27 protein-coding genes are annotated in these 25,735 nt (G+C 73.9%); 6 read left to right on the top strand and 21 right to left on the bottom strand.

Annotated features, from left to right (window positions below; all coding sequences use genetic code 11):
- Positions 1–347 precede the first annotated feature (347 nt).
- From IEW90_RS06080 to IEW90_RS06065, 4 genes are all read right to left on the bottom strand, one after another.
- Complete coding sequence (locus IEW90_RS06080; RefSeq protein WP_188717071.1) at positions 348–1,430, bottom strand: DNA-processing protein DprA; 1,083 nt, start codon at positions 1,428–1,430, stop codon at positions 348–350.
- Entirely contained in the window at positions 1,427–2,941 is a 1,515-nt protein-coding gene (locus tag IEW90_RS06075; RefSeq protein WP_188717069.1) for a YifB family Mg chelatase-like AAA ATPase, read from the bottom strand. The genes IEW90_RS06080 and IEW90_RS06075 overlap by 4 nt, the downstream gene beginning before the upstream one ends.
- Positions 2,938–3,306, bottom strand: coding sequence for a YraN family protein (locus tag IEW90_RS06070; protein WP_373284725.1), 369 nt, complete (start codon positions 3,304–3,306; stop codon positions 2,938–2,940). The genes IEW90_RS06075 and IEW90_RS06070 overlap by 4 nt, the downstream gene beginning before the upstream one ends.
- 72 nt (positions 3,307–3,378) lie before the next feature.
- Entirely contained in the window at positions 3,379–3,918 is a 540-nt protein-coding gene (locus IEW90_RS06065; RefSeq protein ID WP_188717067.1) for a MarR family winged helix-turn-helix transcriptional regulator, read from the bottom strand.
- 73 nt (positions 3,919–3,991) lie between these two features.
- On the opposite strand from IEW90_RS06065, the gene IEW90_RS06060 reads away from it, so the two are divergent.
- Positions 3,992–6,208 (top strand): LLM class flavin-dependent oxidoreductase, encoded by a 2,217-nt coding sequence (locus IEW90_RS06060; protein WP_188717065.1) that lies wholly within the window; start codon positions 3,992–3,994, stop codon positions 6,206–6,208.
- Between the two features lie 39 nt (positions 6,209–6,247).
- Here the strand turns inward: IEW90_RS06060 and IEW90_RS06055 are convergent, their stop codons facing one another.
- The 9 genes from IEW90_RS06055 to rpsP form a co-directional block, all read right to left on the bottom strand.
- Positions 6,248–6,571 (bottom strand): DUF2469 domain-containing protein, encoded by a 324-nt coding sequence (locus tag IEW90_RS06055; protein ID WP_188717063.1) that lies wholly within the window; start codon positions 6,569–6,571, stop codon positions 6,248–6,250.
- Between the two features lie 9 nt (positions 6,572–6,580).
- Positions 6,581–7,288, bottom strand: coding sequence for a ribonuclease HII (gene rnhB / locus IEW90_RS06050; protein WP_188717062.1), 708 nt, complete (start codon positions 7,286–7,288; stop codon positions 6,581–6,583).
- Positions 7,288–8,052: a signal peptidase I gene (gene lepB / locus IEW90_RS06045; protein ID WP_188717060.1), complete on the bottom strand. Its 765-nt coding sequence runs from the start codon at positions 8,050–8,052 to the stop codon at positions 7,288–7,290. Before lepB ends, rnhB begins: the two co-directional genes overlap by 1 nt.
- A 129-nt stretch (positions 8,053–8,181) precedes the next feature.
- Positions 8,182–8,532, bottom strand: coding sequence for a 50S ribosomal protein L19 (gene rplS / locus IEW90_RS06040; protein ID WP_188717058.1), 351 nt, complete (start codon positions 8,530–8,532; stop codon positions 8,182–8,184).
- A 173-nt stretch (positions 8,533–8,705) separates the two neighbouring features.
- Positions 8,706–9,353, bottom strand: coding sequence for a hypothetical protein (locus tag IEW90_RS06035; RefSeq protein ID WP_188717055.1), 648 nt, complete (start codon positions 9,351–9,353; stop codon positions 8,706–8,708).
- 83 nt (positions 9,354–9,436) lie between these two features.
- Complete coding sequence (gene trmD, locus IEW90_RS06030) at positions 9,437–10,144, bottom strand: tRNA (guanosine(37)-N1)-methyltransferase TrmD (protein ID WP_188717052.1); 708 nt, start codon at positions 10,142–10,144, stop codon at positions 9,437–9,439.
- Between the two features lies 1 nt (position 10,145).
- Complete coding sequence (rimM, locus tag IEW90_RS06025; protein ID WP_229679510.1) at positions 10,146–10,772, bottom strand: ribosome maturation factor RimM; 627 nt, start codon at positions 10,770–10,772, stop codon at positions 10,146–10,148.
- A gap of 7 nt (positions 10,773–10,779) precedes the next feature.
- Positions 10,780–11,016 carry an RNA-binding protein gene (locus IEW90_RS06020; RefSeq protein ID WP_229679509.1) on the bottom strand — a complete coding sequence of 79 codons (237 nt, stop codon included), beginning with the start codon at positions 11,014–11,016 and terminating at the stop codon, positions 10,780–10,782.
- Between the two features lie 2 nt (positions 11,017–11,018).
- On the bottom strand, positions 11,019–11,450 hold the full coding sequence (rpsP, locus tag IEW90_RS06015; RefSeq protein WP_188717050.1) for a 30S ribosomal protein S16: 432 nt from the start codon (positions 11,448–11,450) through the stop codon (positions 11,019–11,021).
- A gap of 180 nt (positions 11,451–11,630) precedes the next feature.
- Between rpsP and IEW90_RS06010 the strand changes: the two genes are divergently transcribed.
- On the top strand, positions 11,631–12,725 hold the full coding sequence (locus IEW90_RS06010; protein ID WP_188717048.1) for a carboxylate-amine ligase: 1,095 nt from the start codon (positions 11,631–11,633) through the stop codon (positions 12,723–12,725).
- Positions 12,726–12,815: 90 nt separating this feature from the next.
- Here the strand turns inward: IEW90_RS06010 and IEW90_RS06005 are convergent, their stop codons facing one another.
- Positions 12,816–13,625 carry an LLM class F420-dependent oxidoreductase gene (locus tag IEW90_RS06005; protein ID WP_188717046.1) on the bottom strand — a complete coding sequence of 270 codons (810 nt, stop codon included), beginning with the start codon at positions 13,623–13,625 and terminating at the stop codon, positions 12,816–12,818.
- Between the two features lie 38 nt (positions 13,626–13,663).
- Here IEW90_RS06005 and IEW90_RS06000 point away from each other — a divergent pair, with 38 nt between their 5' ends.
- Positions 13,664–14,767: a GNAT family N-acetyltransferase gene (locus tag IEW90_RS06000; RefSeq protein WP_188717044.1), complete on the top strand. Its 1,104-nt coding sequence runs from the start codon at positions 13,664–13,666 to the stop codon at positions 14,765–14,767.
- Positions 14,768–14,786: 19 nt separating this feature from the next.
- Here IEW90_RS06000 and IEW90_RS05995 read toward each other — a convergent pair whose 3' ends face one another.
- The 6 genes from IEW90_RS05995 to ffh all read right to left on the bottom strand — a co-directional run bounded on the left by IEW90_RS05995 (position 14,787) and on the right by ffh (position 21,098).
- Positions 14,787–15,452 (bottom strand): NAD(P)H-binding protein, encoded by a 666-nt coding sequence (locus IEW90_RS05995; protein WP_188717042.1) that lies wholly within the window; start codon positions 15,450–15,452, stop codon positions 14,787–14,789.
- A gap of 26 nt (positions 15,453–15,478) precedes the next feature.
- Complete coding sequence (locus tag IEW90_RS05990; protein WP_188717039.1) at positions 15,479–16,234, bottom strand: iron ABC transporter ATP-binding protein; 756 nt, start codon at positions 16,232–16,234, stop codon at positions 15,479–15,481.
- Positions 16,231–17,295 carry an iron chelate uptake ABC transporter family permease subunit gene (locus tag IEW90_RS05985; protein ID WP_373284724.1) on the bottom strand — a complete coding sequence of 355 codons (1,065 nt, stop codon included), beginning with the start codon at positions 17,293–17,295 and terminating at the stop codon, positions 16,231–16,233. Before IEW90_RS05985 ends, IEW90_RS05990 begins: the two co-directional genes overlap by 4 nt.
- On the bottom strand, positions 17,288–18,271 hold the full coding sequence (locus tag IEW90_RS05980) for an ABC transporter permease (protein WP_188717037.1): 984 nt from the start codon (positions 18,269–18,271) through the stop codon (positions 17,288–17,290). Before IEW90_RS05980 ends, IEW90_RS05985 begins: the two co-directional genes overlap by 8 nt.
- 132 nt (positions 18,272–18,403) lie before the next feature.
- The gene (locus IEW90_RS05975) at positions 18,404–19,384 is read right to left on the bottom strand and encodes a siderophore ABC transporter substrate-binding protein (protein ID WP_188717035.1); all 981 of its coding nucleotides are present in this window, start codon (positions 19,382–19,384) and stop codon (positions 18,404–18,406) included.
- A gap of 172 nt (positions 19,385–19,556) precedes the next feature.
- Entirely contained in the window at positions 19,557–21,098 is a 1,542-nt protein-coding gene (ffh, locus tag IEW90_RS05970) for a signal recognition particle protein (protein ID WP_188717033.1), read from the bottom strand.
- Positions 21,099–21,186: 88 nt separating this feature from the next.
- Between ffh and IEW90_RS05965 the strand changes: the two genes are divergently transcribed.
- Positions 21,187–22,353: an AMP-binding protein gene (locus tag IEW90_RS05965; protein WP_188717031.1), complete on the top strand. Its 1,167-nt coding sequence runs from the start codon at positions 21,187–21,189 to the stop codon at positions 22,351–22,353.
- A 198-nt stretch (positions 22,354–22,551) separates the two neighbouring features.
- On the opposite strand, the gene ftsY is transcribed toward IEW90_RS05965, so the two are convergent.
- The gene (gene ftsY, locus IEW90_RS05960) at positions 22,552–23,421 is read right to left on the bottom strand and encodes a signal recognition particle-docking protein FtsY (RefSeq protein WP_188717029.1); all 870 of its coding nucleotides are present in this window, start codon (positions 23,419–23,421) and stop codon (positions 22,552–22,554) included.
- Positions 23,422–23,596: 175 nt separating this feature from the next.
- Between ftsY and IEW90_RS05955 the strand changes: the two genes are divergently transcribed.
- Both IEW90_RS05955 and IEW90_RS05950 read left to right on the top strand, forming a co-directional pair.
- Positions 23,597–24,883: a TerC family protein gene (locus IEW90_RS05955; protein WP_308421860.1), complete on the top strand. Its 1,287-nt coding sequence runs from the start codon at positions 23,597–23,599 to the stop codon at positions 24,881–24,883.
- 4 nt (positions 24,884–24,887) lie between these two features.
- On the top strand, positions 24,888–25,727 hold the full coding sequence (locus IEW90_RS05950; RefSeq protein WP_188717025.1) for a DNA-3-methyladenine glycosylase family protein: 840 nt from the start codon (positions 24,888–24,890) through the stop codon (positions 25,725–25,727).
- Positions 25,728–25,735 lie beyond the last annotated feature (8 nt).

The following is a 25,735-nucleotide window of genomic DNA, read 5'->3' as shown; positions in this document are numbered from 1 at the left end:
CAGACGGCCGTAGACAACTACGGGCGGGCCATGACCCATTGCGACAACATCATCGCCATCCACCAGAATCACGGCGGCGGGCGAACTGGAAGACGCATCCGTGAGGTCTCTCTAGATCGTGCTGTCATCGTGCTGGCCGTTGCTGCCTGGCAAGCCGCCGTGCAAGACATGACCACCGCGATACTCGACGAGTGCGAACCGAAACACGTATCTCAAGCGGAGCGCGCTCAGTACGGAGTCGCGGTTGGCCCGGTCCGAAGCGCCATCGGAAAATTCGCGACGCCTAACGGCGACAACGTCCGTGCGCTCATGGTCGGGGCCGGATTCGACCCATGGCCCCACTGGACCTATTCAATTTCGGCCGGTCGTGGCAGACCAAGGGCACACTGGTCTCGCAACATGGTCAACACACGTCTGAACGAGTGGCTGAAGATCAGGCACCACATCGCCCACGGGCACGAGACACTGCCCGAGGTGGACGCGTTGGAGGCGGTGCGACTAGACGGGATCAAGGAGCCATCGGTCAGGCTGGCCGATGCAAAAGGATGCGTCTCGTTCATGGACCGCTTGGTGAAGCTCACTGCTCTTGCTCTGGCGGCCCACCTCGGCACCCAGGTCACGATCACCCCTCGACCAGACTGACGCATACAAGCGCGTTTTCTCGCGAGGAAGCGCCAGCGCGTCGGCGGCGTGCCGCACGGCGCCTCCGCCACGGCGCAGGCCGTCTCGACCACGCGCTGCAGGAGCGCCTCGTTGCCCGCCGGGTAGAGCCGGTCGAGCCCGCCGGCGAGCACGGCGATCGTCGTGCCGCCCGAGGCGAGCGCGGCGCGGTGCGCCGTGCCGTCGATGCCGTACGCGCCGCCCGAGACGACGGCGAGGCCGCGATCGACGAGGCCGCCCGCGAGCTGGGCGGCGACGAGCTCGCCGTAGCCCGACGAGGCGCGCGAGCCGACGAGCGCCGCCGACCTCCCGGCGCGCGCGAGCGCCGCGGGGTCGCCCCGCACCCACAGGGCCGCGGGCGCGTGCGGGCCGAGGTCATCGAGCTGCGCCGGCCAGTGCGCGTCGCCGGGCATGACGAGGCGCTGCCCGAACGCGGCCGCCTGCGCAAAGGCCGACAGCATCCGCTCGGCGCTCAGCCGCGGCGTCCACCGCTGGAGCGCCGCGGGCAGGAGCGCGCCGAGCTCGGGGTCGTCGAGCGCGGCGAGCCACGCGGCCGGGCTCGCTCCGTCGACGAGCAGCGCGAGGGCGCCCTCGTCGCCGAGCGCCGCGCGCATCCCGCCCGCGGCGGCGTCGCCCGGCTCGGGCAGCACCGTCCAGGCGCCGGCGGCGAAGCGGGCGGCGAGCGCGGCGTCGTCGTCGGTCGCGCCCTCGGGCAGCACGGGCGCCACGGCGGCGCGGAGGCGGTCGGCGGGCACGCGGAACGCGGTCATGCGGGGATCCCCTTCCGGAAGGCGAGCGCGCGGCCGATGTGCGCGCGGGTGGGCGACGCGACGGCGTCGAGGTCGGCGAGCGTCCAGGCGACCCGGAGTGCCCGGTCCATGCCGCGCATCGTGAGCGCGCCGCGCTGCACGGCCGTCTCGAGCAGCTCGAGGATCGTCCGCTCCAGCGGCACGTGGCGGCGGAGCCACGGACCCGGCACGTGGCCCATCGCCGTCCAGCCCGTGCCGGCGAGCCGGTGCGTCGCCCGGCCGCGCGCCTCGGCGACGCGCGCGGCGACCTCGGCGCTCGAGCGGCGCGGCCCCTCGTCGAGGCCGGGCGCGACGCGGTCGACGCGCACCTGCAGGTCGACGCGATCGAGCAGCGGGCCCGAGAGCCGCGCCATGTAGCGGCGCCGCTGCTGCGGCGGGCACCCGCAGTCGCCCGAGCCGAAGCGGCCGCACGGGCACGGGTTCGCGGCGAGCAGCAGCTGGAACCGCGCGGGGAAGCTCGCGACGCCCGCAGCCCGGTGGATCGTGATCGTGCCCGACTCGAGCGGCTGCCGCAGCATGTCGAGCACCGCCCGGGGGAACTCCGGCGCCTCGTCGAGGAACAGCACGCCGTTCGTCGCCCGCGCCGCGGCGCCCGGCCGGATGACGCCCGAGCCGCCGCCGATGAGCGAGACGGCCGTCGCCGAGTGGTGCGGATGCTCGAAGGGCGGCAGGGTCTCGAGGGTCGACGGCACCGGCTCGCCCGAGAGCGAGCGCAGCGACGCGACCTCGAGCGCGGCCGCCGTCGGCATCGGCGGCAGGATGCCCGGCAGCCGCATCGCGAGCATCGTCTTGCCCGCGCCGGGCGGGCCGATCATGAGCAGGTGGTGGGCGCCCGCCGCCGCGGCCTCGAGCGCGTCGAGCGCCTCGCGGTTGCCGACGACGTCGGCCAGGTCGAGGTCGGCGTGGGCGCGCTCGACCGGCGGCGGCCCCTCGACCGCGTCGACCGGCTCCGGGTCGAGCTCCGCGCCGAGCAGCGCCGCGGCGTGCGCGAGGCTCGCGGCGCCCTGCACCCGCAGCCCTTCGACGAGCGACGCCTCGTCGACCGAGGCGCTCGGCACGACGAGGCGGCTGGCGCCGCCGGCGGCCGCGGCCCGCGCGAGCGGCAGGGTGCCCGCCACCGGCCGGAGCCGCCCGTCGAGCCCGAGCTCGCCCAGCAGCGCCGTCATGCCGTCGTCGGCGGGCACCGCGCCCGTCGCCCGCAGCACGGCGATGGCCATCGCGAGGTCGAAGTGGGTGCCGGCCTTCGGCAGCGACGCGGGGGTGAGGTTGATGACGACCTTGCCGCTCGGCGCCTCGAGCCCCGCACGGGCGATCGCGCTCCAGGTGCGGTGCTGCGCCTGCTGCACCGCGCGGTCCGGCAGCCCGACGACGTGCACGCGCGGCAGCCCGGGGGCCGAGTGCACCTCGATCTGCACGGGCACGCCGACGAGACCCTGCAGCGCGACGGAGCCCGCGCGCCCGAAGCCGCTCACGCGATCCCTCGCAGGTGCTCGACGCGCCACGCGCCCTCGCGCCGCGCGAGGACGCCCACCGCGTCCATGCGGATCGGCCCGCGGCGCCCGCGCGCCTCGAGCCAGAGGCCGGCGAGCAGACGCAGCCGCCGCACCTTCGCCTCGGTGATCGCCTCGAACGGGTGCCCGTAGGCCAGCCCGCGGCGCGTCTTCACCTCGACGAACACCGTCGTGCCGCGGTCCTCGGCGACGATGTCGAGCTCGCCGTGGGCGCACCGCCAGCGCCGGTCGAGGATCCGCATCCCCTGCCGCTCGAGGTGCACGCTCGCCACGGCCTCGCCGTCGAGCCCCAGGCGGTCCTTGGGCCGCATCCGCTTCGTCTCCATGCGCCGCAGGGAAGCGCACGCCGGGCTCCGCGCGCGGTGCCCGCGGCCGAGCCTGTGGAGAGCGGGGCTCGGCTAGCGCGGGTCGGCGGGGGCCGCGCCCGCGTCGAGCACGGCCGCGACATCGGCGACGATGCGGCACGCGTCGTGCTCGCCCTCGCCCGCGTGGAGGCGCATCGCGGCACGCCGCACGAGCGCCTGGAGCGCGGCCGCGTCGTCGGCGTCGAACCCCTCGAGCAGCGTGCGCTCGCTCGCGGCCACCGCGTCGCCCAGCGCGGCGAGCCGCGCGGCACCCGCCTCGGTGAGCGCCAGCAGCTGCGCGCGGCGATCCGCGGGGTCGACGCGGCGCGCGACGAGGCCGGCGGCCTCGAGGTCGTCGACGACGTAGGTGAGCACCGTCCGGTCGATGCCGAGGTGCGCGGCGAGCGCACCCTGCCGCGGCGTCGCGCCGTCGAGCGTCGCGAGGATCTGGAAGCCGCGCGGCCCGTGCGGGAGGTCGGCCGTCGCCGCCTGCGCGCGGCGCTGCCACTCGCGGAAGAGCACGCCGAGCGACCAGCCCAGCTCCGTGTCGTCCGTCCGCGCCGCCTCCGAGGCCTCCACCGTGCCGTCCGCCATGCCACCAGCGTACTGGAATAGGCGGCGCGCCAGATAGGTTGTCCAACAGCACGAATCGCCGAGGAGGCATCCCGTGGACTACGGCCACCCGCTCCAGCTGGGCACCTTCATCACGCCGAGCGCGGCGCACCCCGACCGCGTGGTCGCGCTCGCGCAGGCGTCCGAGGCGGCCGGCTACGAGCTCGTCACCTTCCAGGACCACCCGTACCAGCCGTCGTTCCTCGACACCTGGACGCTGCTGTCGTTCGTCGCCGCCAAGACCGACCGCGTGCTCCTCTCGCCCAACGTGCTCAACCTGCCGCTCCGCCCCGCGCCGGTCACGGCGCGCGCTGCGGCCTCGCTCGACCTGCTCTCGGGCGGCCGCCTCGAGCTCGGGCTCGGCGCCGGCGGCTTCTGGGACGCGATCGAGGCGATGGGCGGTCGGCGCCTCACCCCGGGCCAGTCGGTCGACGCGCTCCGCGAGGGCATCGGGGTCATCCGCGAGCTGTGGGACACCGACGTGCGCGGCGGCGTCCGCGGCGGCGAGCACTACCCGCTCGCGGGCGCGAAGCGCGGGCCCGCGCCCGCGCACCGCATCCCGATCCACGTCGGCGCCTACAAGCCCCGGATGCTGCGCCTCACGGGCGAGCTCGGCGACGGCTGGCTGCCCTCGCTCCCCTACCTGCAGCCCGGCGACCTCGCCGACGGCAACCGGCGGATCGACGAGGCCGCCGCGCGCGCCGGCCGCGACCCGTGCGAGATCCGTCGCCTCCTCAACATCCGCGGCGACGAGCCGCTCGAGCAGCTCGTGCGCCTCGCGCTCGACGACGGCGTCTCGACGTTCATCGTCATGGCCGACGACGAGGGCGCCATCCACCGCTTCGCCGAGGGCACGGGCGCCGCGCTGCGCGAGGCCGTCACCGCCGCGCGCGCCGCGACCGGCACGCAGGCGCCCGGCCGCGGCGCCCGAGCGCTCGCCGCGCGGCGGGAGGGCATCGCCTACGACGCCCTCCCCGAGTCGCTCCGCGACCGCGCGGTCGAGCCGGGCGACTTCGGCTACGCCGCCGTGCGCTCCACCGCGATGCGCGGCGGCAGCCCGGGCCTCGTGCTCCGGCCGCGCACCATCGCGGAGGTCGTCGACGCCGTCGGCGTCGCCCGCGCCCACCCGGAGGTGCCGCTCGGCATCCGCTCCGGCGGCCACGGCGTGAGCGGCCGCTCGACGAACGACGGCGGCATCGTCATCGACGTCGGTGCGCTCGACGGCATCGAGGTGCTCGACGAGCGCGAGCGGATCGTGCGGCTCGGCCCGGGCGCCACCTGGACGCGGGTCGCCGCGGCGCTCGCACCGCGCGGCTGGGCGATCTCGAGCGGCGACCACGGCGGCGTCGGCGTGGGCGGCCTCGCGACGGCCGGCGGCATCGGGCTGCTCGGCCGCGCGCACGGCCTCACGATCGACAGCCTCGTCGCGGCCGAGGTCGTGCTCGCCGACGGCAGCGTCGTGCGCACGACCGAGGACGAGCGGCCCGAGCTGCTGTGGGCGATCCGCGGCGCCGGCGCCAACGTGGGCGTCGTCGTCGCCTTCGAGCTGCGCGCCGCCGAGGTCGGGCAGGTCGGCCACGCGCAGCTCGCGATCGAGATCGACGACGTCTCCGCCTTCGTCGAGGGATTCGGCACGACGATGGAGGCGACGCCCCGCGACACGACGCTCTTCGCCGTGCTCTCCCCCGGGCGCGGCTCCGCCCACGCCGTCGCGCACCTCTACGGCGTCGTCGAGAGCGACGACCCCGACACGATCGTCGACCGCCTCCAGCCGTTCGCGGCGCTCGGCCCGCTCGTCGGGCAGCGTGTGGCGCTCGCCTCCTACGCCGACGTCATGGCATCGCCGGGCGACCGCGCGCCCGCCGTCGGCGAGCCGCAGTTCCGCTCCGGCCTCGTGCGCACGCTCGACGCCGGCTTCGCCGACCGCGCGGCTGCGCTCGTCGACTCCGGCGCATCCCCGTGGTTCCAGCTGCGCGCGATGGGCGGCGCGACCGAGGACGTGCCGGCCGGCGCGACGGCCTTCGCGCACCGCGACGCCCGCTGGTCGGTCACGGCGATCGGCACCTCGGCGGCGTTCGACGCGCTGTGGGGCGAGCTCGAGGAGCGGATGGAGGGGCTCTACCTCAGCTTCGAGCAGCGCACCGACCCGCACCTGCTCGAGCGCGCCTTCCCGCCGGCGACCCTCGCGCGGCTGCGCGCGATCAAGGCGGAGGTCGACCCGACGGGGCTGTTCCGCGACAACTTCGCGGTCGGCGCGGCCAAGGCGGCCTGAGCGGCCGTCGACGCCGGCACGCACGCCGGCGCGGCGCGCCTACTCCTCGATCGCGAGGTCCTTCGGCAGCTCGAGGTCGCGGCTCGCGAGCTCCTCGACGTTGACGTCCTTGAACGTGAGGATCTTCGCCGACTTGATGAAGCGGTCCGAGCGGTAGATGTCCCACACCCACACGTCGGTGAGCTCGAGCTCGAAGTAGAAGTCGGTGCCGGCGTCGTGCCGCGTCAGCTTGACGTCGTTCGCGAGGTAGAAGCGCCGCTCCGTCTCGACGACGTGCTTGAACATGCCGACGACGTCGCGGTACTCCTTGAAGAGCGCCAGCTCGACCTCGCGGTCGTAGTCCTCGATGTCCTCGGGTTCCACCCGGCCATCCTACGGCGCCGCGACGGCCCTGGCGTCCAGCCGGCCCGGCAACGGCTCCGCCTGCGCGGGCCTCGCCTCCTGCGCCGGCGTCGACCGCAGCCACGTGCGCCGGTGGAGCCCCGTCGCGCCGAGCGCGGCGATCGCCGCCATGTGCTCGGCCGAGCCGTAGCCCTTGTTCGACGCCCAGCCGTAGCCGGGATGCCGGCCATCGGCCTCGACCATCCAGGCGTCGCGCTCGACCTTCGCGACGCACGCGGCGCCCGAGACCGAGCCGCAGTCGCGGTCCGCCTTCGTCCGCAGCCGCGTGCGCACGGGCGCGCGCAGGGCCGGCGCGAGCCAGTCGTGGGCGCCGTCGAGCAGGATCGTGGCCTCCGGCACGGCGATGCCGGCCTCGTGGAGCGCGACGAGCGCGCGGCGCCCCGCGATGCCGAGCGCGACCTGGATGCCGAGGCGGTCGATCTCCTCGCTCGAGGCGTGGCCGACCGCCGCGACGCCCCAGCCGCGCACGAGCGGCGCCGTCGCCTCGCGGCGCAGCTGCGTCATGGTCTTCGAGTCGCGCAGGTGCTCGGGCATGCCCTCGCAGTCGGCGCGGAGCGCGAGCGCGCCGACGCTCACGGGCCCGGCGAGCGCGCCGCGGCCCACCTCGTCCATGCCGATGACGACCTCCGCGGTCGCCCACAGCTCCCGCTCGAGCTCGAGCGTCGGGACGATCGGCATCAGCCGGGCACGCCGCTCGGGAGCACGGGCCAGGCGGCGGAGCCCTGCGGCTCGACGCCGACGAACGTCTCCTCGTGGCGGTCGAGCCACGCCCAGCGCTCGAGCGGCCACGACACGACGAGGGCGCGGCCGACGACGGTCTGGATCGGCACGAAGCCGCCGCCGGGCGCATCCATGTGCGCGCGGGAGTCGCCCGAGTGGTTGCGGTTGTCGCCCATCACCCACAGGTGCCCCTCGGGCACCGTGACGTCGAACGACATCGAGCTCGCCGGCTGCCCCTCGGCGTCGAGGCGCAGGTACGGCTCATCGATCGCCTGGCCGTTCACGAGCAGCTGCCCGAAGTCGTTGCAGCACTCCACCCGGTCGCCCGGGAGGCCGATGACGCGCTTGATGAGGTAGCCGTGCTCGTCCTCGGGCGCGAGGCCCACGAACGTCAGGAAGCCGTCGACGGCGCCCGCGAGCCCCGTCTCCTCCTCCTGGGGCGGCTCGGGCAGCCAGCCACCCGGGTCCTCGAAGACGACGACGTCGCCGTGCTCGATCGGGATGAGCGCGGGCGTGAGGAGGCTCACGATGATGCGGTCGTCGACCTGCAGCGTGTCGTTCATCGACTCCGACGGGATCCAGAAGGGCCGGATGAGGAACGTCTTCACGAGGAAGGAGATGAGGAGCGCGACGAGGAAGATCACGACGATGTCGCGCACGAAGAGCAGGACCCCCCGCCCGGGTGCCCGGCGGGCCTCGCCGGTGTCGACCTCGTTCGTCATCGCCCGCCCTTCCACCGCAGCAAGTCTAGGTGCGCCGCACCCGCGTCCCGCGCCGTCCGCGGGCGATTCTGGTCACGATCCGGGAACGACGACGGGGGCCGGCGATCGCCGGCCCCCGTCGCTCGTGGATCAGGAGAAGTCGCGCTTCTCCTTGATCTTCGCGGCCTTGCCGCGGAGGTTGCGCAGGTAGTAGAGCTTCGCGCGGCGGACGTCGCCGCGGCTGACGAGCTCGATGTGGTCGATGACCGGCGAGTGCACCGGGAAGGTGCGCTCGACGCCGACCTGGAACGAGACCTTGCGGACCGTGAAGGTCTCGCGGACGCCGTGGCCCGAGCGGCCGATGACGACGCCCTGGAACACCTGGACGCGCGAGCGCGAGCCCTCGATGATGTTGACGTGCACCTTGACGGTGTCGCCGGGGCGGAAGTCGGGGACGTCGGTGCGGAGGCTGGCTGCGTCGACCTTGTCGAGGATGTGCATGGCGGTGTCGCTCTCTGCGGCCGCCACAGGTCGACCGCGTCAGGATGTTCGTGGATGCGGTGCCCGCGTCTGCTCCCCTGTGGCAGAGGCCCGCCCGGAGGCGGGGACGGCGTTCGGCACCAACGACCTATCCTGCCACATCCGGGCAGCGCTGCGCCACGCGGCGTCGCCGGTCAGGCGCGGTCGTCGCCCTCGCGCTGCCCCTCGAGGCGGATGGTGCGGCCCGACTGCGGGCCGTCGAGGCGCTCGAAGCTCGCGTCCTCGTGGCGCGCGCGCTGCTCGAGCAGCGGCGACTGCATCTCGTCGACGAGCCGCTCGACGCGGCGGCGCGTCTCGCGGCCGAGCTCGAGCGCCTGCAGCCAGGCGAGCACCGCGCCGCCGATGAGGGTCGCGAGCACGCCGATCGCGGTGAACGACTGCGACGCCGTGAGCCAGCCGTCGCCGAACCAGGCGGTGAGCGCCGAGCCGGTCGCGGTGCCCGAGGTGTCGACGATCGTGAGCCCCATGAGCGCGATGACGAGCAGCCACGGGCCGATGAGCCGCACGTCGCGCCAGGTGAGCGCCCGCGGCCGGCGGACCTCCTTGCGCGCCGCGGTGAGGCCGACGACGACGGCGATGAGCAGCGCGAGGCCCGGGCCGAGGAAGGCCTGCAGCAGCAGCGCCTCGCCGATCGGCGCGCCCGCGAGCGCGCGGCCGAACATGAGCCAGGCGGGGAGCGCGACGATGGAGCCGACGGCGATCCAGAACGCGACCCGCAGCGCGCGGGGCCGCTCCCCCGCGCTCGTCGCGCGCTGGGTCGGCTCGGACCGGGGTGCTGCCATGTCCTCGAGGCTAGCCGCGCGGGCCGTGCGCGAGGACGGTGTTCGCTGAGGGCGCGCGGCGCGGCGCGGCGCTCGGCGAAGCCTCAGACGGTGTCGGCGAGGTCGGGCGGCAGGAGGTCGGGCCGGACGCGGCGGGTCCGCTCGACGGCCTGCTCGCGGCGCCAGGAGGCGATGGCGGCGTGGTTGCCGCTGCGCAGCACCTCGGGCACCTCGAGGCCGCGCCACACCTGCGGCTTCGTGTACGAGGGGTGCTCGAGCAGGCCCGCCTCGTGGCTCTCCTCGACGAGGCTCTCGGGGTTGCCGACGACGCCCGGCACGAGCCGGCCGATCGCCTCGATCATCGCCATCGACGCGACCTCGCCGCCGTTCAGGACGTAGTCGCCGAGGCTGATCTCCATGACGCGCGCCCGGCCCGCCACGTGCTGCGCGACGCGCGCGTCGATGCCCTCGTAGCGGCCGCACGCGAACACGAGCCGGCGCTCGTGCGCGAGCTCGCGCGCGAGCGGCTGCGTGAAGCGCACGCCCGCGGGGCTCGGGAGGACGACCACGGCATCCGCGTCGTCGTCGCCGAGCAGCGCGTCGAACGCCTCGCCCCAGGGCTCGGGCCGCATGACCATGCCGGCGCCGCCGCCGTAGGGCGTGTCGTCGACCGTGCGGTGGCGGTCGTGGGTCCAGTCGCGGAGGTCGTGGACGTGGAGGTCGAGCAGGCTCTCCCGGCGCGCGCGGCCGAGGAGCGAGACGTCGAGCACCCCGAAGAACTCCGGGAAGATCGTGACGATGTCGATCCGCACGTCAGTCCTTCGCGGGATCGGCGGGCGCCTCGGCCTGCCCTGCCTCGTCGGCATCCGCTGCCGCGACGGCCTCGGCCTCCTCGTCGGCCTCCGCCTCGAGCTCCTCGAAGAGGCCGGGCGGCGGCGTCACGACGACGCGGCCCGCGCGGAGGTCGACCTCCGGCACGATGGCCGAGACGAACGGGACCATGACCTCGGCGCCGTCGTGCTCGACGATGAGCATGTCCTGCGCGGGGAGGGCGTCGACGCGCACGACGCGCCCGATGCGGGCGCCGTCGCGCCAGACCTCGAGGCCCGCGAGCTGGTGGACGTACCAGGCGTCAGGCTCCTCGGGGAGCTCCGTCGGGTCCTGCTCGACCCACAGCACGGCCTTCACGAGGCTCTCGGCCTCGGTGCGGTCGTCGACGCCGGCGAAGAACGCCACGGGACTGCCGTTGTAGACGCGCAGCTCGACGAGCTCGATCGACTTGCCGTGCCACTTCGAAGAGGTGGGCACCTGGAGCGCGAACCGGGCCCCGGGCACGAAGCGCCGCGCGGGGTCGTCGGTGTAGAGCTCGACCTTGATCGCGCCCTTGAGCCCGTGGGCCCTGGAGAGCCGGCCGACGCGCAGCTGGGTGCGGGCCGGCACGGCGGGCCTAGCGATCGGTGTCCACCACGTCCACGCGGACGCGGCGACCTCCGGGGAGCGCACCGATCACGGTGCGCAGGGCGCCGGCCGTGCGGCCGCCGCGCCCGATGACGCGGCCGAGGTCCTCGGGGTGCACGTGCACCTCGAGGACCTCGCCGCGCTGCGTGTCGCGCGCGCGCACGCGCACGTCGTCCGGGCGATCGACGATGCCCTTGACGAGGTGCTCCAGCGCGTCGCGCAGCATGCTCAGGACTCGGTCGTCTCGGCCTCGGCGGCGTCCTCGGCGGGCGCCTCCGCGGTCTCGTCGGCCTTCGCCTCTGCCGGCTTCTCGGCCTTGGGCTTGAGCACCGGCTTCTTGGCCTCGTCGGCGACGAAGGCCTTGCGGCCCTCGGGCTGCTGGACCTGGTTCTCGGTCGAGCCCTCGCCCGTGAACGTGCCCCAGTCGCCCGTGAGCTTGAGGAGCGCGGCGACCTGCTCGGTCGGCTGCGCGCCGACGCCGAGCCAGTACTGCGCGCGCTCGCTGTCGATCTCGATGAGCGACGGGTGCTCCGTCGGGTGGTACTTGCCGATCTCCTCGATGACGCGGCCATCGCGCTTCGTGCGCGAGTCGGCCACGACCACGCGGTAGTACGGGGCGCGCATCTTGCCGAAGCGCTTCAGACGGATCTTGACTGCCACAGTTCTCCTGCTGTTCTGGTTGAGTGCACCGCGCTCGTGCGCATGTGGGGATGCGCCGCTCGCAAAGCTTTGCTGGCTCGGCGCGCCGAAGAGAGGGTCGGGGCGCGAGCTCGACCCCTCATTCTGTCACATCCCGTCGCGTGGTGCGCGCCCGCGGGTCGGCGGCCCTACGCTCGACCCATGGAGTTCGCGTCCTCCGCCCGCTCGACCCTCGGCGTCGAGTGGGAGCTCGCCGTCGTGGACCCCACGACGGGCGCCATGGTGCCCCGCGCCAAGGAGCTGCTCGCCGGCATCGGCGACCGCCGCTTCGACAAGGAGTTCCTCGCCGGGATGATCGAGCTCATCACGGGCGTGCACCGGTCGACCGACGACGCGGTCGACGAGCTGCGCGGGATGCGCGACCTCGCCGCGACCGCCGCGGACCGCCTGGGGCTCGCGCTCATCGGCTCCGGCACGCATCCGACGTGCCGCTGGCGCGAGCAGGACCAGGCCGACGATCCGCGGTACCGCCGCGTCGTGGAGCGCTCGCGCGACTGGGGCCGCCGGCTCGTCATCTTCGGGGTGCACAACCACGTCGGCGTCGAGCACCCGCAGAAGGTCGTGCCGCTGCTGCGCACCATGCTCGACCGGCTGCCGCTCATCCTGGCGCTCTCGGCGTCGAGCCCGTTCTGGCAGGGCGAGGACACCGGCTTCGCCTCGCACCGCACGATGCTGTTCCAGCAGCTGCCGACGGGCGGCCTGCCCCCGGCGTTCGTCGATTGGGCCGAGTACCGCCGCGCGATCGACGAGATGCTCGCGGCCGGCGTGATCTCCGACCTCGGCGAGCTGCGCTGGGACCTCCGGCCCTCGCCGCACCTGGGCACGCTCGAGGTGCGCATCGCCGACGGCGCGCCCTCGATCGACGACCTCGCGGGCGTCACGGCCCTCACCCACTGCCTCATCGAAGAGGCGTCGCGCGCGCTCGACGAGGGGCGGCCGCAGCTGCACCTGCCGTCGTGGCTCGTGCGCGAGAACAAGTGGCGCACGGCCCGCCACGGCCTCGACGCGACGATCATCGCCGACGAGGAGTGCGCCCTCCAGCACGTGCGCGACGCGCTCGGCGAGGCGATCGAGCGCCTCGCACCGATCGCCGACGAGCTCGGCGCCTCCCGCTCGCTCGCCGCGGCCGGGCGCGTGCTCGAGCGCGGCGGCTCGGCGGCGCAGCAGCGCGCCGACTTCGCGCGCGGCGGCGGCGACGCGGTCGTGCAGGGGCTGATCGAGGCGTTCCGGGCCTAGCGCACGCTGTTCCGCCGGTCTTGGTCTCGACAGACGTCGGCCGGCAGGGCCGACGCGCTCGACCCGCTCGACCCGCTCCCTCCGCAACGCTTACGCGTTCCTCCGGTCGCGCCAGTCGAGGAAGGCCTGGACGCGGTCGAGCGCGAACCCGTCGGGGGTGTCGTCGCCCGAGAGCGGGATCGTGAACAGGCGCGTGCCGAGCTCGTGCAGAGCGTCGAGCCGCTCGAAGGCGACGCCCCCGACGCCGTCGCGGATGCTCGCGCCGTTCGAGACCTCGACGTCGTCGAGCGAGCGGCCGAAGCGCTCGAGGTGGCGCCGCAGCACGTCGAGCTTGTGCGGCAGCTCGTCCGGGCCGACGAAGGAGTGCCAGATGCTCGCGTGCTCGGCGACGAGCGGCAGCGTCTTCTGCTCCCCCTTGCCGCCGATCAGGATGGGCATCGGGCCCGCGGGCGCCGGGTTCAGGCGCTCGAGCCGGGCACGGATGCGCGGCAGCGCCGCGCCGAGGTCGTTCAGCCGCGACCCCACGGTGCCGAACTCGTAGCCGTACTCGACGTAGTCGCGCTCGAACCATCCGGAGCCGATGCCGAGGAGGAACCGGCCGCCGGAGATGTGGTCGATCGTGCGCGCGACGTCGGCGAGCAGATCGGGGTTGCGGTACGAGTTGCAGAACACGAGCGGGCCGAGCTGGATGCGCTCGGTCGCCTGCGCCCACGCGGCGAGCTGCGTCGTGGCCTCGTAGTGCGCGCCGTCCGGGTCGCCGGAGAGCGGGAAGAAGTGGTCCCAGTTGAAGACGGCGTCGACGCCCATCTCCTCGAGCCGGCGGGCGGCATCGATCGTGGCCTGCATCGTCGCGTGCTGCGGCGCGAGCTGCACGCCGATCCTCGTCGGTCGGTTCGTCATGCATCGACCCTACGGGCGCCGCCTCGTAGCCTTGCTCCGTGACCGACGACCTCGCCCCCATCGCCGTGCGCGCCGCCGCGCCCGAGACCCTGCCCGAGCTCACCGCGGGAGGCCTCTCCTGGCGCCCGGCGACCGTCGACGACGCGCCCGCCCTCACCGAGCTGCTGCACGTCATCGGCGACGCCGACCGCGAGCCCTACCGCGAGACGCTCGAGGAGGTCCGCGACGACCTCACCGCGCCCTGGAAGCACCTGGAGACCGACTCGATGCTCGGCTACGACGCCGACGGCCGCCTCGTCGCCGCCGGCTTCGCCGACACGCGTCCGGGCGACCTCCGCACCGTGCGCGCCTTCGTGTTCGGCAACGTGCACCCCGACCGCCGCGGCGAGGGCATCGGCACCCAGCTCCAGGCGTGGCTCATCGCGCGCGGCCGCCAGCTGCTCGCCGCCTCCGGCAAGGAGCTGCCCGCCCGCATCGCGACCTTCGCCGAGGACGACGCGCCCGCGTCGAAGCTCGCCCTGCACGAGGCGGGCGGCTTCGAGCTGCGCCGCTGGTTCGCCGACCTCAAGCGGCCGCTGGGCGACGAGCACCCGATCCGCGAGGTCGAGCTCGCCGGCTCGCTGCGGCTGGTGCCGTGGAGCCAGGAGCTCGACGAGGCGACGCGCCTCGCGCACAACGACGCCTTCCGCGACCACTGGGGCAGCGAGCCGATCGCGGCCGAGCAGTGGACGCGCGGGCGCAGCGAGTTCGCCCCGACGTGGTCGTGGCTCGTGGTCGACGAGGCGCCCGACGCGGCGGCGCTGCTCGCGGCCGACGACACGGATCCCGAGACGCGCGCCGCGCTCGAGGCCGGCGCCCCGCTCGTGGTCGGCTACCAGATGGCGAGCCGCTACGAGGGCGACTTCGCCCTCCGCGGCTACTCGTTCGGCTACACCGACCTGCTCGGCGTGCGCCGCGCCTACCGCGGCCGGCGCATCGCGCTCGCGCTGCTGGCCGCGGGCATGCGCTCGTTCGCGGCCGACGGCATGGAGGCGGCGGTGCTCGACGTCGACACCGCGAGCCCGACGGGCGCCGACGGCCTCTACGCGAGCCTCGGCTACGTGAAGGTGTCGGGCTCGCACATGGCGTCGATCGAGCTGTAGCCGCCGCGCGCCGGCGGCCTCAGCCCATGTTGGGGAGGCCGCCGAGCGCCTGCGCGACGGGCGTCGAGCCGCCGTTGCAGCGCACGGTGATGCCGCGGAGGCCCGGGTGCGCGACGACCTCGGCGATGAGCCGCGCGACGGTCGCGCGCGGGATCTCGCCCGCCTCCACGGAGCCCTCGGGCTCGTCGACCTCGATGCCGCCCTCCTCGTCGAGCGTGAGCGTGGAGGGCGCGAGGATCACCCAGTCGGCGCCCGAGGCGCGGATGGCCTCGTCGACGATCGACTTCGCCTCCGCGTACGCGAAGAAGGCGTGGTCCTCCGGGACGCCGTGGTCGCGGCTCGCGCCGAAGTAGCTGACCATGACGAGCCGGGCGCCCGTGCGCTGGACCGCGTCGAGCACGCGGAGCGCGGCGTCCTGGTCGACCGCGCGCGTGCGCTCGGCCGAGCCTCCGCCCGCGCCCGCTGACCAGACCACGACGTCGTAGCCGGCGACGAGCGCGTCGACGCCGCCCTGGTCGAGCTGCTCGACGTCGGCGACGACGGGCTCGGCGCCCGTGGCGGCGACGTCGTCGGCGTGGTCGGGGTTGCGGATGGCGCCGTGGACGGTGTGCTCCGCCTGCGCGAGCAGGGGTTGCGCGAGGAGGGCGATCTTGCCGTGGGCGCCGATGACGAGGATGCGTGCCATGCGGCACACGCTACGCGCGCCGCCTGTCAGTAGTACACGGCGAGCGGCCCGTCGGGCCCCTCGATCACGCGCACGGGCGTCTCGAACACCGCCGAGAGCACATCGTCGCGGAGGATCTCCGCGGGGGTCCCGAACTCGACGACGCGGCCGTCCTTCACCGCGCAGATGCGGTCGGCGTAGCGGCCGGCGAAGTTGATGTCGTGGAGCACGACCACGATCGTGCGGTCGAGCTCCTCCGCCGCCCGCCGCAGGTGCTGCATCATCTGCACCGAGTGCCGCATGTCGAGGTTGTTGAGCGGTTCGTCGAGCAGCACGTAGTCGGTCTCCTGCGCGAGCACCATGGCCACGTAGGCGCGCTGCCGCTGGCCACCGGAGAGCTCGTCGAGGTAGCGGCCCTCGAGCGCGCCGAGGTCGAGGAAGTCGATCGCCTCGCTGATGCGCGCCTCGTCGTCGACGGTCAGCCGCCCCTTCGAGTGCGGGAAGCGGCCGAAGCCGACGAGCTGCCGCACCGTGAGCCGCGTGACGAAGTGGTTCTCCTGCCGCAGCACCGAGACGACCTTGGCGAGCGCCTTCGACGGCGTGCGGGCGACGTCGTGGCCGCCGATCGAGATCGTGCCCCCGTCGAGGCCGAGCAGGCGCCCGACCATCGTGAGCAGCGTCGACTTGCCGGCGCCGTTGGGCCCGACGAGCGCGGTGATGCCGCCGCGCGGGATCGCGAGGTCGACGGGCCCGATCGAGACCTCGTCGCCGTAGTCCTTGCGGACGTCCTGGAGCTGGATCACAGCCGGCCCTTCCTGAGGAGCACGAGCAGGAAGACGGTGCCGCCGACCAGCTCGATGATGATCGACACCACGCCCTCCGCGGAGAAGACGTGGCGCATGACGAAGGACGCGCCGCCGAGCACGACGAAGCCGAGCAGCGCCGCGACGGGGAGGATGCGCCGGTGGTCGTAGGTGCCGCTCAGCTGGTACGCGAGGGTCGCGACGAGGAAGCCGAGGAACACCATGGGTCCCACGAGCGCGGTGGAGACCGCGATGAGCAGCGACACGAGCAGCAGCACGAGCATCGTCTCGCGGCGGTGGTCGACGCCGAGGCCCGTCGCGACGTCGCGGCCGAGCGCGAGGGCGTCGAGGCGGCGCGAGCGCAGCCACAGCACGACCGCGCCGAGCGCGACGAGCGGGACCGCGAAGGGCAGGTAGGCGGCGTCGGCGTTCGCGACGCTGCCGAAGAGCCGTGCCGAGAGCACGTCGAACTCGGAGGGCGTGAGCAGCCGCTGCATGAACGCCGAGACGGAGCCGAGCCCGCCGCCGATGACGATGCCGACGAGCAGCATCACGTGCACGCTCCCCCGCCGGCCCCGCAGCAGCCAGCCGAAGAGCGCGGTCGCGAGGCCCATCATGAGCGCGACCTGCAGCAGGAACTGCGGCACGCCCTGCACCGCCGAGATGCCGGCGGCGCCGAGGAAGTAGACCGCCGAGGTCTGCACGGCGACGTAGAGCGCCTCGAAGCCGAGGATCGAGGGCGTGAGGATGCGGTTGCCGGCGGCCGTCTGGAACGCCACCGTCGCGACGCCCTGGGCGACCGCCACGACCGCCATCACGACGAGGCTCGTGATGCGCAGCTCGGCGATGCGCCAGAAGCCGTCCGAGCCGAGCGGCATGGGGTTGTCCCAGGCGAGCAGGCCGAGGGCGATGAGCGCGGCGACGGCGACGAGCCCCGCCACCACGAGCCGGTAGCGCCGGCGGGCGCGGGCGGTGGGGAACGGGCCGGAGGCGCGTCCCTCGGCCTCGGTCGCCGCGGCCCCGGTCGCCGTGGTCCCGGCGAGCACGGCGCGCTCAGCCACGGCGGCGCTGCCGGAGGATGAGGAGCACGAAGCCGATGGCGCCGAGCACGCCCAGGATGAGCGAGACGGGCACCTCGAACGGGGCGATGATCGTGCGGCCCAGGAGGTCGCAGGCCGTGACGACGCCGATGCCCACGAGGCACACCCACGGCAGGTTGCTGCGCAGGTCGTCGCCGCGGAGCATCGAGACGACGTTCGGCACGACGAGGCCGAGGAACGGCAGGTTGCCGACGACGACGGTGACGACGCCCGTCGCGACCGCGACGAGGCCCGCCCCGAGCAGCACCACCTTCCGGTGGTCGAGGCCGACGTTCGTCGCGACCTCCTCGCCGAGGCCCGCGATCGTGAAGCGGTCGGCCACGAGGAAGATCGCCACCGCGACGACCGCGACGATCCAGAGCGGCTCGTACTGGCCGCGGAGCACCGACGTGAAGCTGCCGGCGAACCACACGCCGAGGCTCTGCAGCATGTCGGTCTGCAGGGCGATGAACGTCGTGACGGCCGAGACGACGGCGCCGAGCATGATGCCGACGATCGGCACGACGAGCGACGATCGCAACGAGATCCGTCGCAGCAGCAGGAAGAAGAGCATCGTGCCGACGAAGGCGGCGACGATCGCCCCGAGCATCCGGGGCAGAATGCCGGCGGTCGGCACGGCGATCATGACGAGCATGAGGCCGAGCCCGGCCCACTCGGTGGTGCCGGTGGTCGTCGGCTCGACGAATCGGTTCTGCGTGAGCAGCTGCATCACGAGGCCCGACATCGCCATCGCCGCGCCGGCGAGCACGAGTGCGACCGTGCGCGGGATGCGGGTGATGGCGAACATCTCGGCGCCGTCGGCGGCGCCGACGACGTCGTAGACACCGGTCATGAGCGACGCCGCGAGCAGCGCGAGCACGATCGCGACGCCGATGGCGAGCCGGGGGTCGAGGAGCCGGCCGCGCGGGGGGCGGGCGGTGGGGGCGGTGGTGGTCATGCTGCCGTCGTCAGGTGGTGGGCGTCGTCGCGTGGGATCGACGTCGGTGGCGGGGCCGCGCGCCGCGGCGACGGAGGGCTGCCGGCCTGCCGGCCGGGGCCTCCGCCGCCGCAGCGGTGCGGTGCGCCTGGATCAGGCCTGCGCCTCGAGGGCGTCGGCCAGGTCGTTCAGGAACTCGGTGTACGTCTGGATCGACTCGTTCGTGTACGTGTCGGCGGGCATGTAGACGATCTGGTCCTCCTGCACCGCGGTGACGCCGGCGAGCGCCTCCGAGCCCTCGAGGATGTCGGCGGCCGGCGCGTACGCGGGGTCGTCGGCCGCGACCGCCGCGTCGCGGTCCATCACGAGGATCCAGTCGGGGTTCGAGTCGGCGATCGCCTCGACGGAGATGTCGTCGCCCTGGTGGTCGTCGGTCGATCCCTCGACCTCGAGCGCGGGCGTGAGGCCGAGCAGGTCGAACACCGGGCCGAGGGTGCGGCCGACCGAGGGTGCGAGGTAGCCGATCTCGCCGCCCGTGGTGGTGACGGCCATGACGCCCTGCGACTCGTCGTACGCGGCCGCGGCGCGCTCGATGGCGGCGTCGAGGTCGGCGACGAGCTGCTCCGCCTCGGCCTGCTTGCCGAAGACCGCGCCGAGCACCGTCACCTGGCGGCGGAGCTCCTCGTCGAAGGGCTCGCCGTCGCGCGGCTCGAGCTGGAGGATCGTGGCGTCGGGCACGAGCGCCGCGATGTCGGCGTCGCGGTCCGAGAAGCGCTGGCCGCTGATGACGAGGTCGGGCTCGGCCGCCACGATGAGCTCGAGGTTCGGCTCGCGGTGGTTGCCGATGTCGACGATCGAGGCGTCCTCCGTGTAGGCGATCGTGTCGGGCATGAGCGCGACGGCGGCGGCCGAGAGCTCGACGCCCCAGTCCGAGAGCGTCTCGAAGGTGCGGTTGTCGAGGGCGACGACCGACTGCGGCGGCGTCGCGATCGTCTGCGAGCCGGCGTTGTCCTCGACGGTCACGGTCGAGGCGGTCTCGGTCGGCTCCTCGGGGGCGGCGCTCGTGGCGCTGCAGCCGGCGAGGAGGACGACCGCGGCTGCGGCGGCCAGGGAGGTGCGGACGGCACGGGACATGGGGCTCCGTTCGAAGGGGGGAAGGCTCGGCGCTGCGTCACGCCTACTTAGGTGAGCCTAACCTTACTTCTGCGGAGTCCGCAATCTGACATCGGAGGGGTGCGCGCGCTCGTCCGTGGGTCGCGGAGGGCACGCCAAACGCGGGCCGGCCGACCTCTCGGGACGAGCGGCGTCAGCGGTTGCCGAGCATGCGCTGCAGGGCCGCCTGGTCGTCGCCCGACAGGTCGCCGAACGCGCCGCCCTGCTGCTGCGGCTGGCCGAAGACGCCCCCCTGCTGCAGCTGCGGCGCGGGCTCCGCCGAGCGCTTCGCGGGGTTGCCGGAGCGCCGCTGCTGCTTGCCCTGCGGCTTCTGCTGCTTCTTGGGGCGCATGCCGGGCATCGGGCCCATGCCGGGCATCTGCGGCACGCCGCCCTTCGCGACCGTCTTCATCATCTTCGCCGCCTGCTCGAAGCGCGCGACGAGCTGGTTGACGTCGGTCACGGTGACGCCCGCGCCGCGCGCGATGCGGAGCCGCCGCGAGCCGTTGAGGATCTTCGACTGCTTGCGCTCCTGCGGCGTCATCGACTGGATGATCGCCTCCGTGCGCACGAGCTCCTTCTCGTCGAAGCCGTCGATCGCCTCACGCATGCCCTTCGCGCCCGGCAGCATGCCGAGCATCTGCTTGAAGTTGCCGGCCTTCCGCAGCTGCTGCATCTGCTTGAGGAAGTCCTCGAGCGTGAACTGGTCGGTCGCCATCGCCTCGGCGAGGCGCATCGCCTCGTCCTCGTCGAAGGCCTTCTGCGCCTGCTCGATGAGGGTGAGGATGTCGCCGAGGTCGAGGATGCGGCTCGCCATGCGGTCGGGGTGGAACGCCTCGAAGTCGTCGAGGCCCTCGCCCGTGGAGGCGAAGAGGATGGGCTTGCCCGTGACGCCGCGGATCGAGAGCGCGGCGCCGCCGCGCGCGTCGCCGTCGAGCTTCGTGAGCACGACGCCGGTGAAGTCGACGCCCTCCTGGAAGGCGCGCGCCGTGGCGACGGCGTCCTGGCCGATCATCGCGTCGATGACGAACAGCACCTCGTCGGGCTGCACCGCCTTCCGGATGCTCGCCGCCTGCTGCATCATCTCGGCGTCGACGCCGAGGCGTCCGGCGGTGTCGACGATGACGACGTCGTGCTGGCGGCGGCGCGCCTCGGCGACGCCGTCGCGCGCGACCCGCACGGGATCGCCGACGCCGTTGCCGGGCTCGGGCGCGAACACGGGCACGCCCGCCTGGCCGCCGACGACCTGGAGCTGCGTGACGGCGTTCGGGCGCTGGAGGTCGCTCGCGACGAGCAGCGGCGTGTGGCCCTGGCCGGCGAGGTGCTTCGCGAGCTTGCCGGCGAGCGTCGTCTTGCCGGCGCCCTGGAGGCCGGCGAGCATGATGACGGTCGGCGGCTGCTTCGCGAGCTCGAGGCGGCGCGTCTCGCCGCCGAGGATGCCGACGAGCTCGTCGTTGACGATCTTCACGACCTGCTGCGCGGGGTTGAGCGCCTCCGACACCTCCGCGCCGAGCGCGCGCTCGCGGATCGCCGCGGTGAACGACTTCACGACCTCGAGGGCGACGTCGGCGTCGAGCAGCGCGCGGCGGATCTCGCGGACGGTCCCGTCGACGTCCGACGCCGTGAGCTTGCCCTTCGAGCGCAGCTTGGCGAGGGTCTCGGTGAGACGGGTGGAGAGGGATCCGAACGCAGCCATGGTGGGGTCGATCCTACCGCCGGGGCGCGGCGAGCCGGATGCACGGGCCTGGCATGCTGGGGGCGTCCGACGCACGAGGGGGGCTCGCATGGCACTGCGCGGCATGTCGCCGACCGAGGCGAGGTCGCTGTGGCGCAGCGTGCGCGCGCACGGCTTCACGATCACCGCCCTCGCGCGGCACGCGGCGACCGTGCACGGCGAGCGGCCGGGCCTCGTCGTCGACGGCTGGAGCGCCACCTACTGCGAGCTCTGGCGCGCGGCGGAGTCCGTGGCGGCCGTGCTCTACCTCGAGCCGCTGCGGCGGAGCCCCCGGCCGATCGTCATCGCGTGCGACGGCCCCGCGATGCCCATCTCGCTGCTCGCCGCCTCCCGGCTCGGCCTCGACGTCATGCCGCTGAGCCCGCGCTCGCTCGGCGACGACCTCGCCCGCGCGGTGCCGCGCGAGGCGCTGCTCGTGCACGACCGCGAGCGCCCGGCGTGGCACCGCGGGCCCGCCGTGCCGGCCGAGCGCATCCTCGAGTGGTCGGCGACCGACGGCGCCCGGCTCGGCCGCACGCGCCGGCGCGCCCGCATCGTGCTCCCCTCGATCACCTCCTCCGGCACCGTCACGACCCACGTGCAGGGCGCGATGGGCGTGCAGGGACTGCGGCAGCTCGCGGGCCTGCACGACCGCCTCGGCGTCGTGGGCACCGACGTCGTGCTCGCCTGCGCGCCGCTCCACCGCGGCACGGGGCTGCAGCTGCTCGGCATGGCGCTGCTCACCGGCGCGACGCTCGTGAGCGCCGCGCACACGCCGGCCGCCGAGCGGCTGGCGATCATCCGCCACCGCTTCGTCTCGGTGCTCTCCGCCTCCCCCAGCCAGCTCGCCGCGCTCCTCGACGAGCTCGACCGCACGGGCGAGGAGCCGCCGCGCCTGCGCCGCATCCTGCTCGCGGGCCAGGACCTCGACGCCGAGCTCGTGCGGCGCGTGCAGGACACCTGGGGTCCGATCGTGCTGAGCGCCTACGGGACGGTGCAGACGGGCACCGTGGCCGTCGCGACCCCCGAGGTGCTCGCCTCGCACCCGGGCACCGTCGGGCATCCGCTGCCCGGCACCGACTTCGGCATCGTGGGCCACCGCGGCCGCGGGGACGCGCGCGGGCTGCTGTGGGTGCGCGGCGCGCACGCCACGGTCATCACCGAGGACAGCGCCCGCGTGCACGACGGGCGGCTGACGCTCACGGGCGCGCTCACGCGGCCGGACCGCGCGGAATAGCGCCCGACATCCGGCCCTGAGCGGCGGGTTCCGGCGCTGAGTGGCGGGATTCGGTCGTCATTCGGCGCCAGTGGCAGCCGATCGGCGCCACTCGACGCCACCTGCCGCCACTCGGGGGCGAAGCGAGCCTCAGCCGACGAGCTGCTCGACGCGGAGGTCCAGTGGACCTCCGCGCAGTGCTGGACGGCGGCGGTGAACCTAGCCGACGAGCTGCTGTACGAAGACGTGCGCCGTGAAGCCCGTCAGGTCGTCGATGCCCTCGCCCTGGCCGATGAGCTTGATGGGGATGCCCGTACGCTCCTGCACCGCGAGGATGAAGCCGCCCTTGGCGCTGCCGTCGAGCTTCGTCACGACGAGCCCCGTGATGCCGGCGTGCTCGATGAACGCCATCGCCTGGTTGACGCCGTTCTGGCCTGTGGTCGCGTCGAGCACGAGCAGCACCTCGGCGACGGGCGACTGCTTCTCGATGACGCGCTTGATCTTGCCGAGCTCGTCCATGAGCCCGCCCTTGGTGTGGAGCCGGCCGGCGGTGTCGATGATGCACATCGAGTGCTGGTGCGCCTTCGCGGCCTCGACGGTCTGATAGGCGACGGATGCGGGGTCCTGCCCCTCGCGCTCCGGTCGCACGATCGCGCTGCCGGCGCGCTGCGCCCACGTCGCGAGCTGCTCGACGGCGGCGGCGCGGAACGTGTCGGCGGCGCCGACGACGACCGACTGGCCGTTGCGCACGAGGAAGCGGGCGAGCTTGCCGATCGTGGTCGTCTTGCCGACGCCGTTGACGCCGACGACGAGGATGACCGCTGGCCGCTCCTGCAGCGACAGGGTCGGGTCGTACGCGGCGAAGCGCTCCTCGAGCCGCTCCCGCAGCATCCGCCGCAGGTCCTGCGGGTCGTCGACGCCGAGGCGCTCGACGTCGGCGCGGAGCGCGTCGACGAGCTGCTCGGTGATGTCGGGGCCGAAGTCGGCGGTGATGAGCGCCGCCTCGAGGTCGTCCCAGGTCTCCTCGGTGATCGTCTCCCTGGTGAACATGCCCCGGAGGGCGCCGGTGAGGGACCACTTCGCTGCCATGCGTCCCAGCCTAGGCGGGCGCGCGGTAGGATCGTCCCCTGGCGAAGGGGAGTATCCCGATCTCGCCGCGATCGTCATCACGGAGCGCAGCGCTGGGCTCCCGGTCGCGGCGGCGCGTGATCCGCGCGGGAGAGACGTTCGCGCCCGTTCGCGCACCTCTCGGAAGGCTCCTCGCTTGACCCCGTACCAGATCTTCGAGATCGCATCCCTCGCGATCCTCGTCGCCATCCTGATCTTCGATTTGCTCATCGTCGTGAAGCGGCCGCACGTGCCGTCGATGAAGGAGGCGACCGGCTGGGTCGTCTTCTACGTCTCGCTCGCGCTCGTGTTCGCCGGCGTCCTGCTGCTCATGGGCGATGCCCAGCACGCGGGCGAGTTCGTCACCGGCTGGCTCCTCGAGTACTCGCTCTCGATCGACAACCTGTTCGTCTTCATCATCATCCTGAGCCGCTTCGCGGTGCCGAAGGAGATGCAGCAGCGGGTGCTCATGATCGGCATCCTCATCGCGATCGTGCTGCGAGGCATCTTCATCCTCGTCGGCGTGCAGCTCGTCGAGCAGCTCTCGTGGGTCTTCTACATCTTCGGCGCCTACCTCGTCTACGTCGCCTACAAGCAGGCGTTCGGCGGCGAGGACGACGCGGGCGAGAAGGACAACCTCCTCGTCCGGATGCTGAAGAAGCGCGTCAACGTGACCGACCGCTGGAACGGCGGCAAGGCCACGCTCACCGAGGACGGCGTGAAGTACGTGACGCCGTTCCTCATGGTGATCCTCGCGCTCGGCACGACCGACCTGCTCTTCGCGATCGACTCGATCCCCGCGATCTTCTCGGTGACGACGGATCCGTTCCTCGTCTTCGCGTGCAACATCTTCGCCCTCATGGGCCTCCGCCAGCTGTACTTCCTGCTCGGCGGCCTGCTCGACCGCCTCGTCTACCTGCACTACGGCATCGCGGCGATCCTCGGCTTCATCGGCGTCAAGCTCGTCTTCCACGCCATGGAGGCCAACGAGCTGCCGTTCATCAACGGCGGCCAGCCGATCGAGTGGGTCCCCCACATCGAGGTCTGGCACTCGCTCGTCGTCATCCTCGCCTCGATGGTCATCGCGGTCGTCGCCTCGCTCATCAAGATCCGCATCGACGCGCGCAAGGGCGGCGACCCCTCGCTGCACCTCGGACCGTCGGAGGCCGAGATGGGTGCCGACGGCCACTTCCACATCGTCGACGCGACGGGCAACACGTTCCGCCGCCCGCTCACGGTCGAGGCCTCCCACACCGGCACGGTGACGGTGGTCGACGCCGAGGGCAAGGAGGCGCCCGCGAGCGACTTCTCGGAGGACGTCCTCCGCGAGGCCGCCCGCGAGGACATGGACGAGGCCGCGCTCGAGGAGCTGCGGCGCCGCATCCGCGAGGGCGAGGCGAACGCGCGCCACGACCTCACGGACCGCGACGGCCACCAGTCCTGACGCCGTGACGGGCGCGAGCGGCATCCTCGCCTGGCTCGCGCCCCGAGCGGTCCCGGGCATCGAGACGATCGAGGCCGCCCCGCAGCAGCGGGGCGGCCTCGTCGCGTACCGGCGCTCGCTGCGCGCGCCGGACGGGCCTCGCGTCGCGATCGCCGAGGTCGTCGACGACGTCGCGACGACGACGGATCCGGATCTCGCCCGCGCCTTCGACCTCGGCGGCCGCGCGGCCCGGCTGGAGGCGGACGCGGTGCTCCTGCGCGCCGCCGCCGACCACGACGCGCCGGCCCTGGCCGACGCGATCGCCGCCTCCCCCGCGCTCGCGCAGCCCGGCTGCGCCGACGCGCACGAGATGCTCGTGCGGGCGATCGTCGGGCAGCAGATCAGCGTCGCGGCGGCCACGCTGCAGCTGGGCCTCCTTGCCGCGGCCGGCGACCCGCTGCCCGCGGCGCTCGCCGACGACGCGGTGCACCGGCTCTTCCCGACGATGGCGCAGGTGGTCGAGGGCGCCGACCTGCTGCGGGGTCCGGCGGCGAAGACGGCGGCGGTGCGTCGCGCCTCGGAGGCGGTCGCCTCCGGCGAGATCGAGGTCGCCCCCGGCGGCGACCTCGAGCGCATGCGCGCCGAGCTGCTGGCGCTCAAGGGCATCGGCCCGTGGACGGTCGGCTACCTCTCGCTCCGGCTCGGCGATCCGGACGTGCTGCTGCTCGGCGACGTCGCGGTCCGGAAGGGCGCTCGGCGCCTCGGGGTCGACGACCTGCCGGCGGTCGCAGCGAGCTGCGCGGGCCACCGCTCCGCCCTCATGCTGCGGTGCTGGGCGGCCGCGGCTGGGCCTGGCACCGACTGACGGTCAGC

The organism is Agrococcus terreus (assembly GCF_014645235.1).
GTDB classification, from domain to species: Bacteria; Actinomycetota; Actinomycetes; order Actinomycetales; family Microbacteriaceae; genus Agrococcus; species Agrococcus terreus.
The sequence above is the reverse complement of the archived record's forward strand: the minus strand, read 5'-3'. Positions and strand labels throughout refer to the sequence as shown.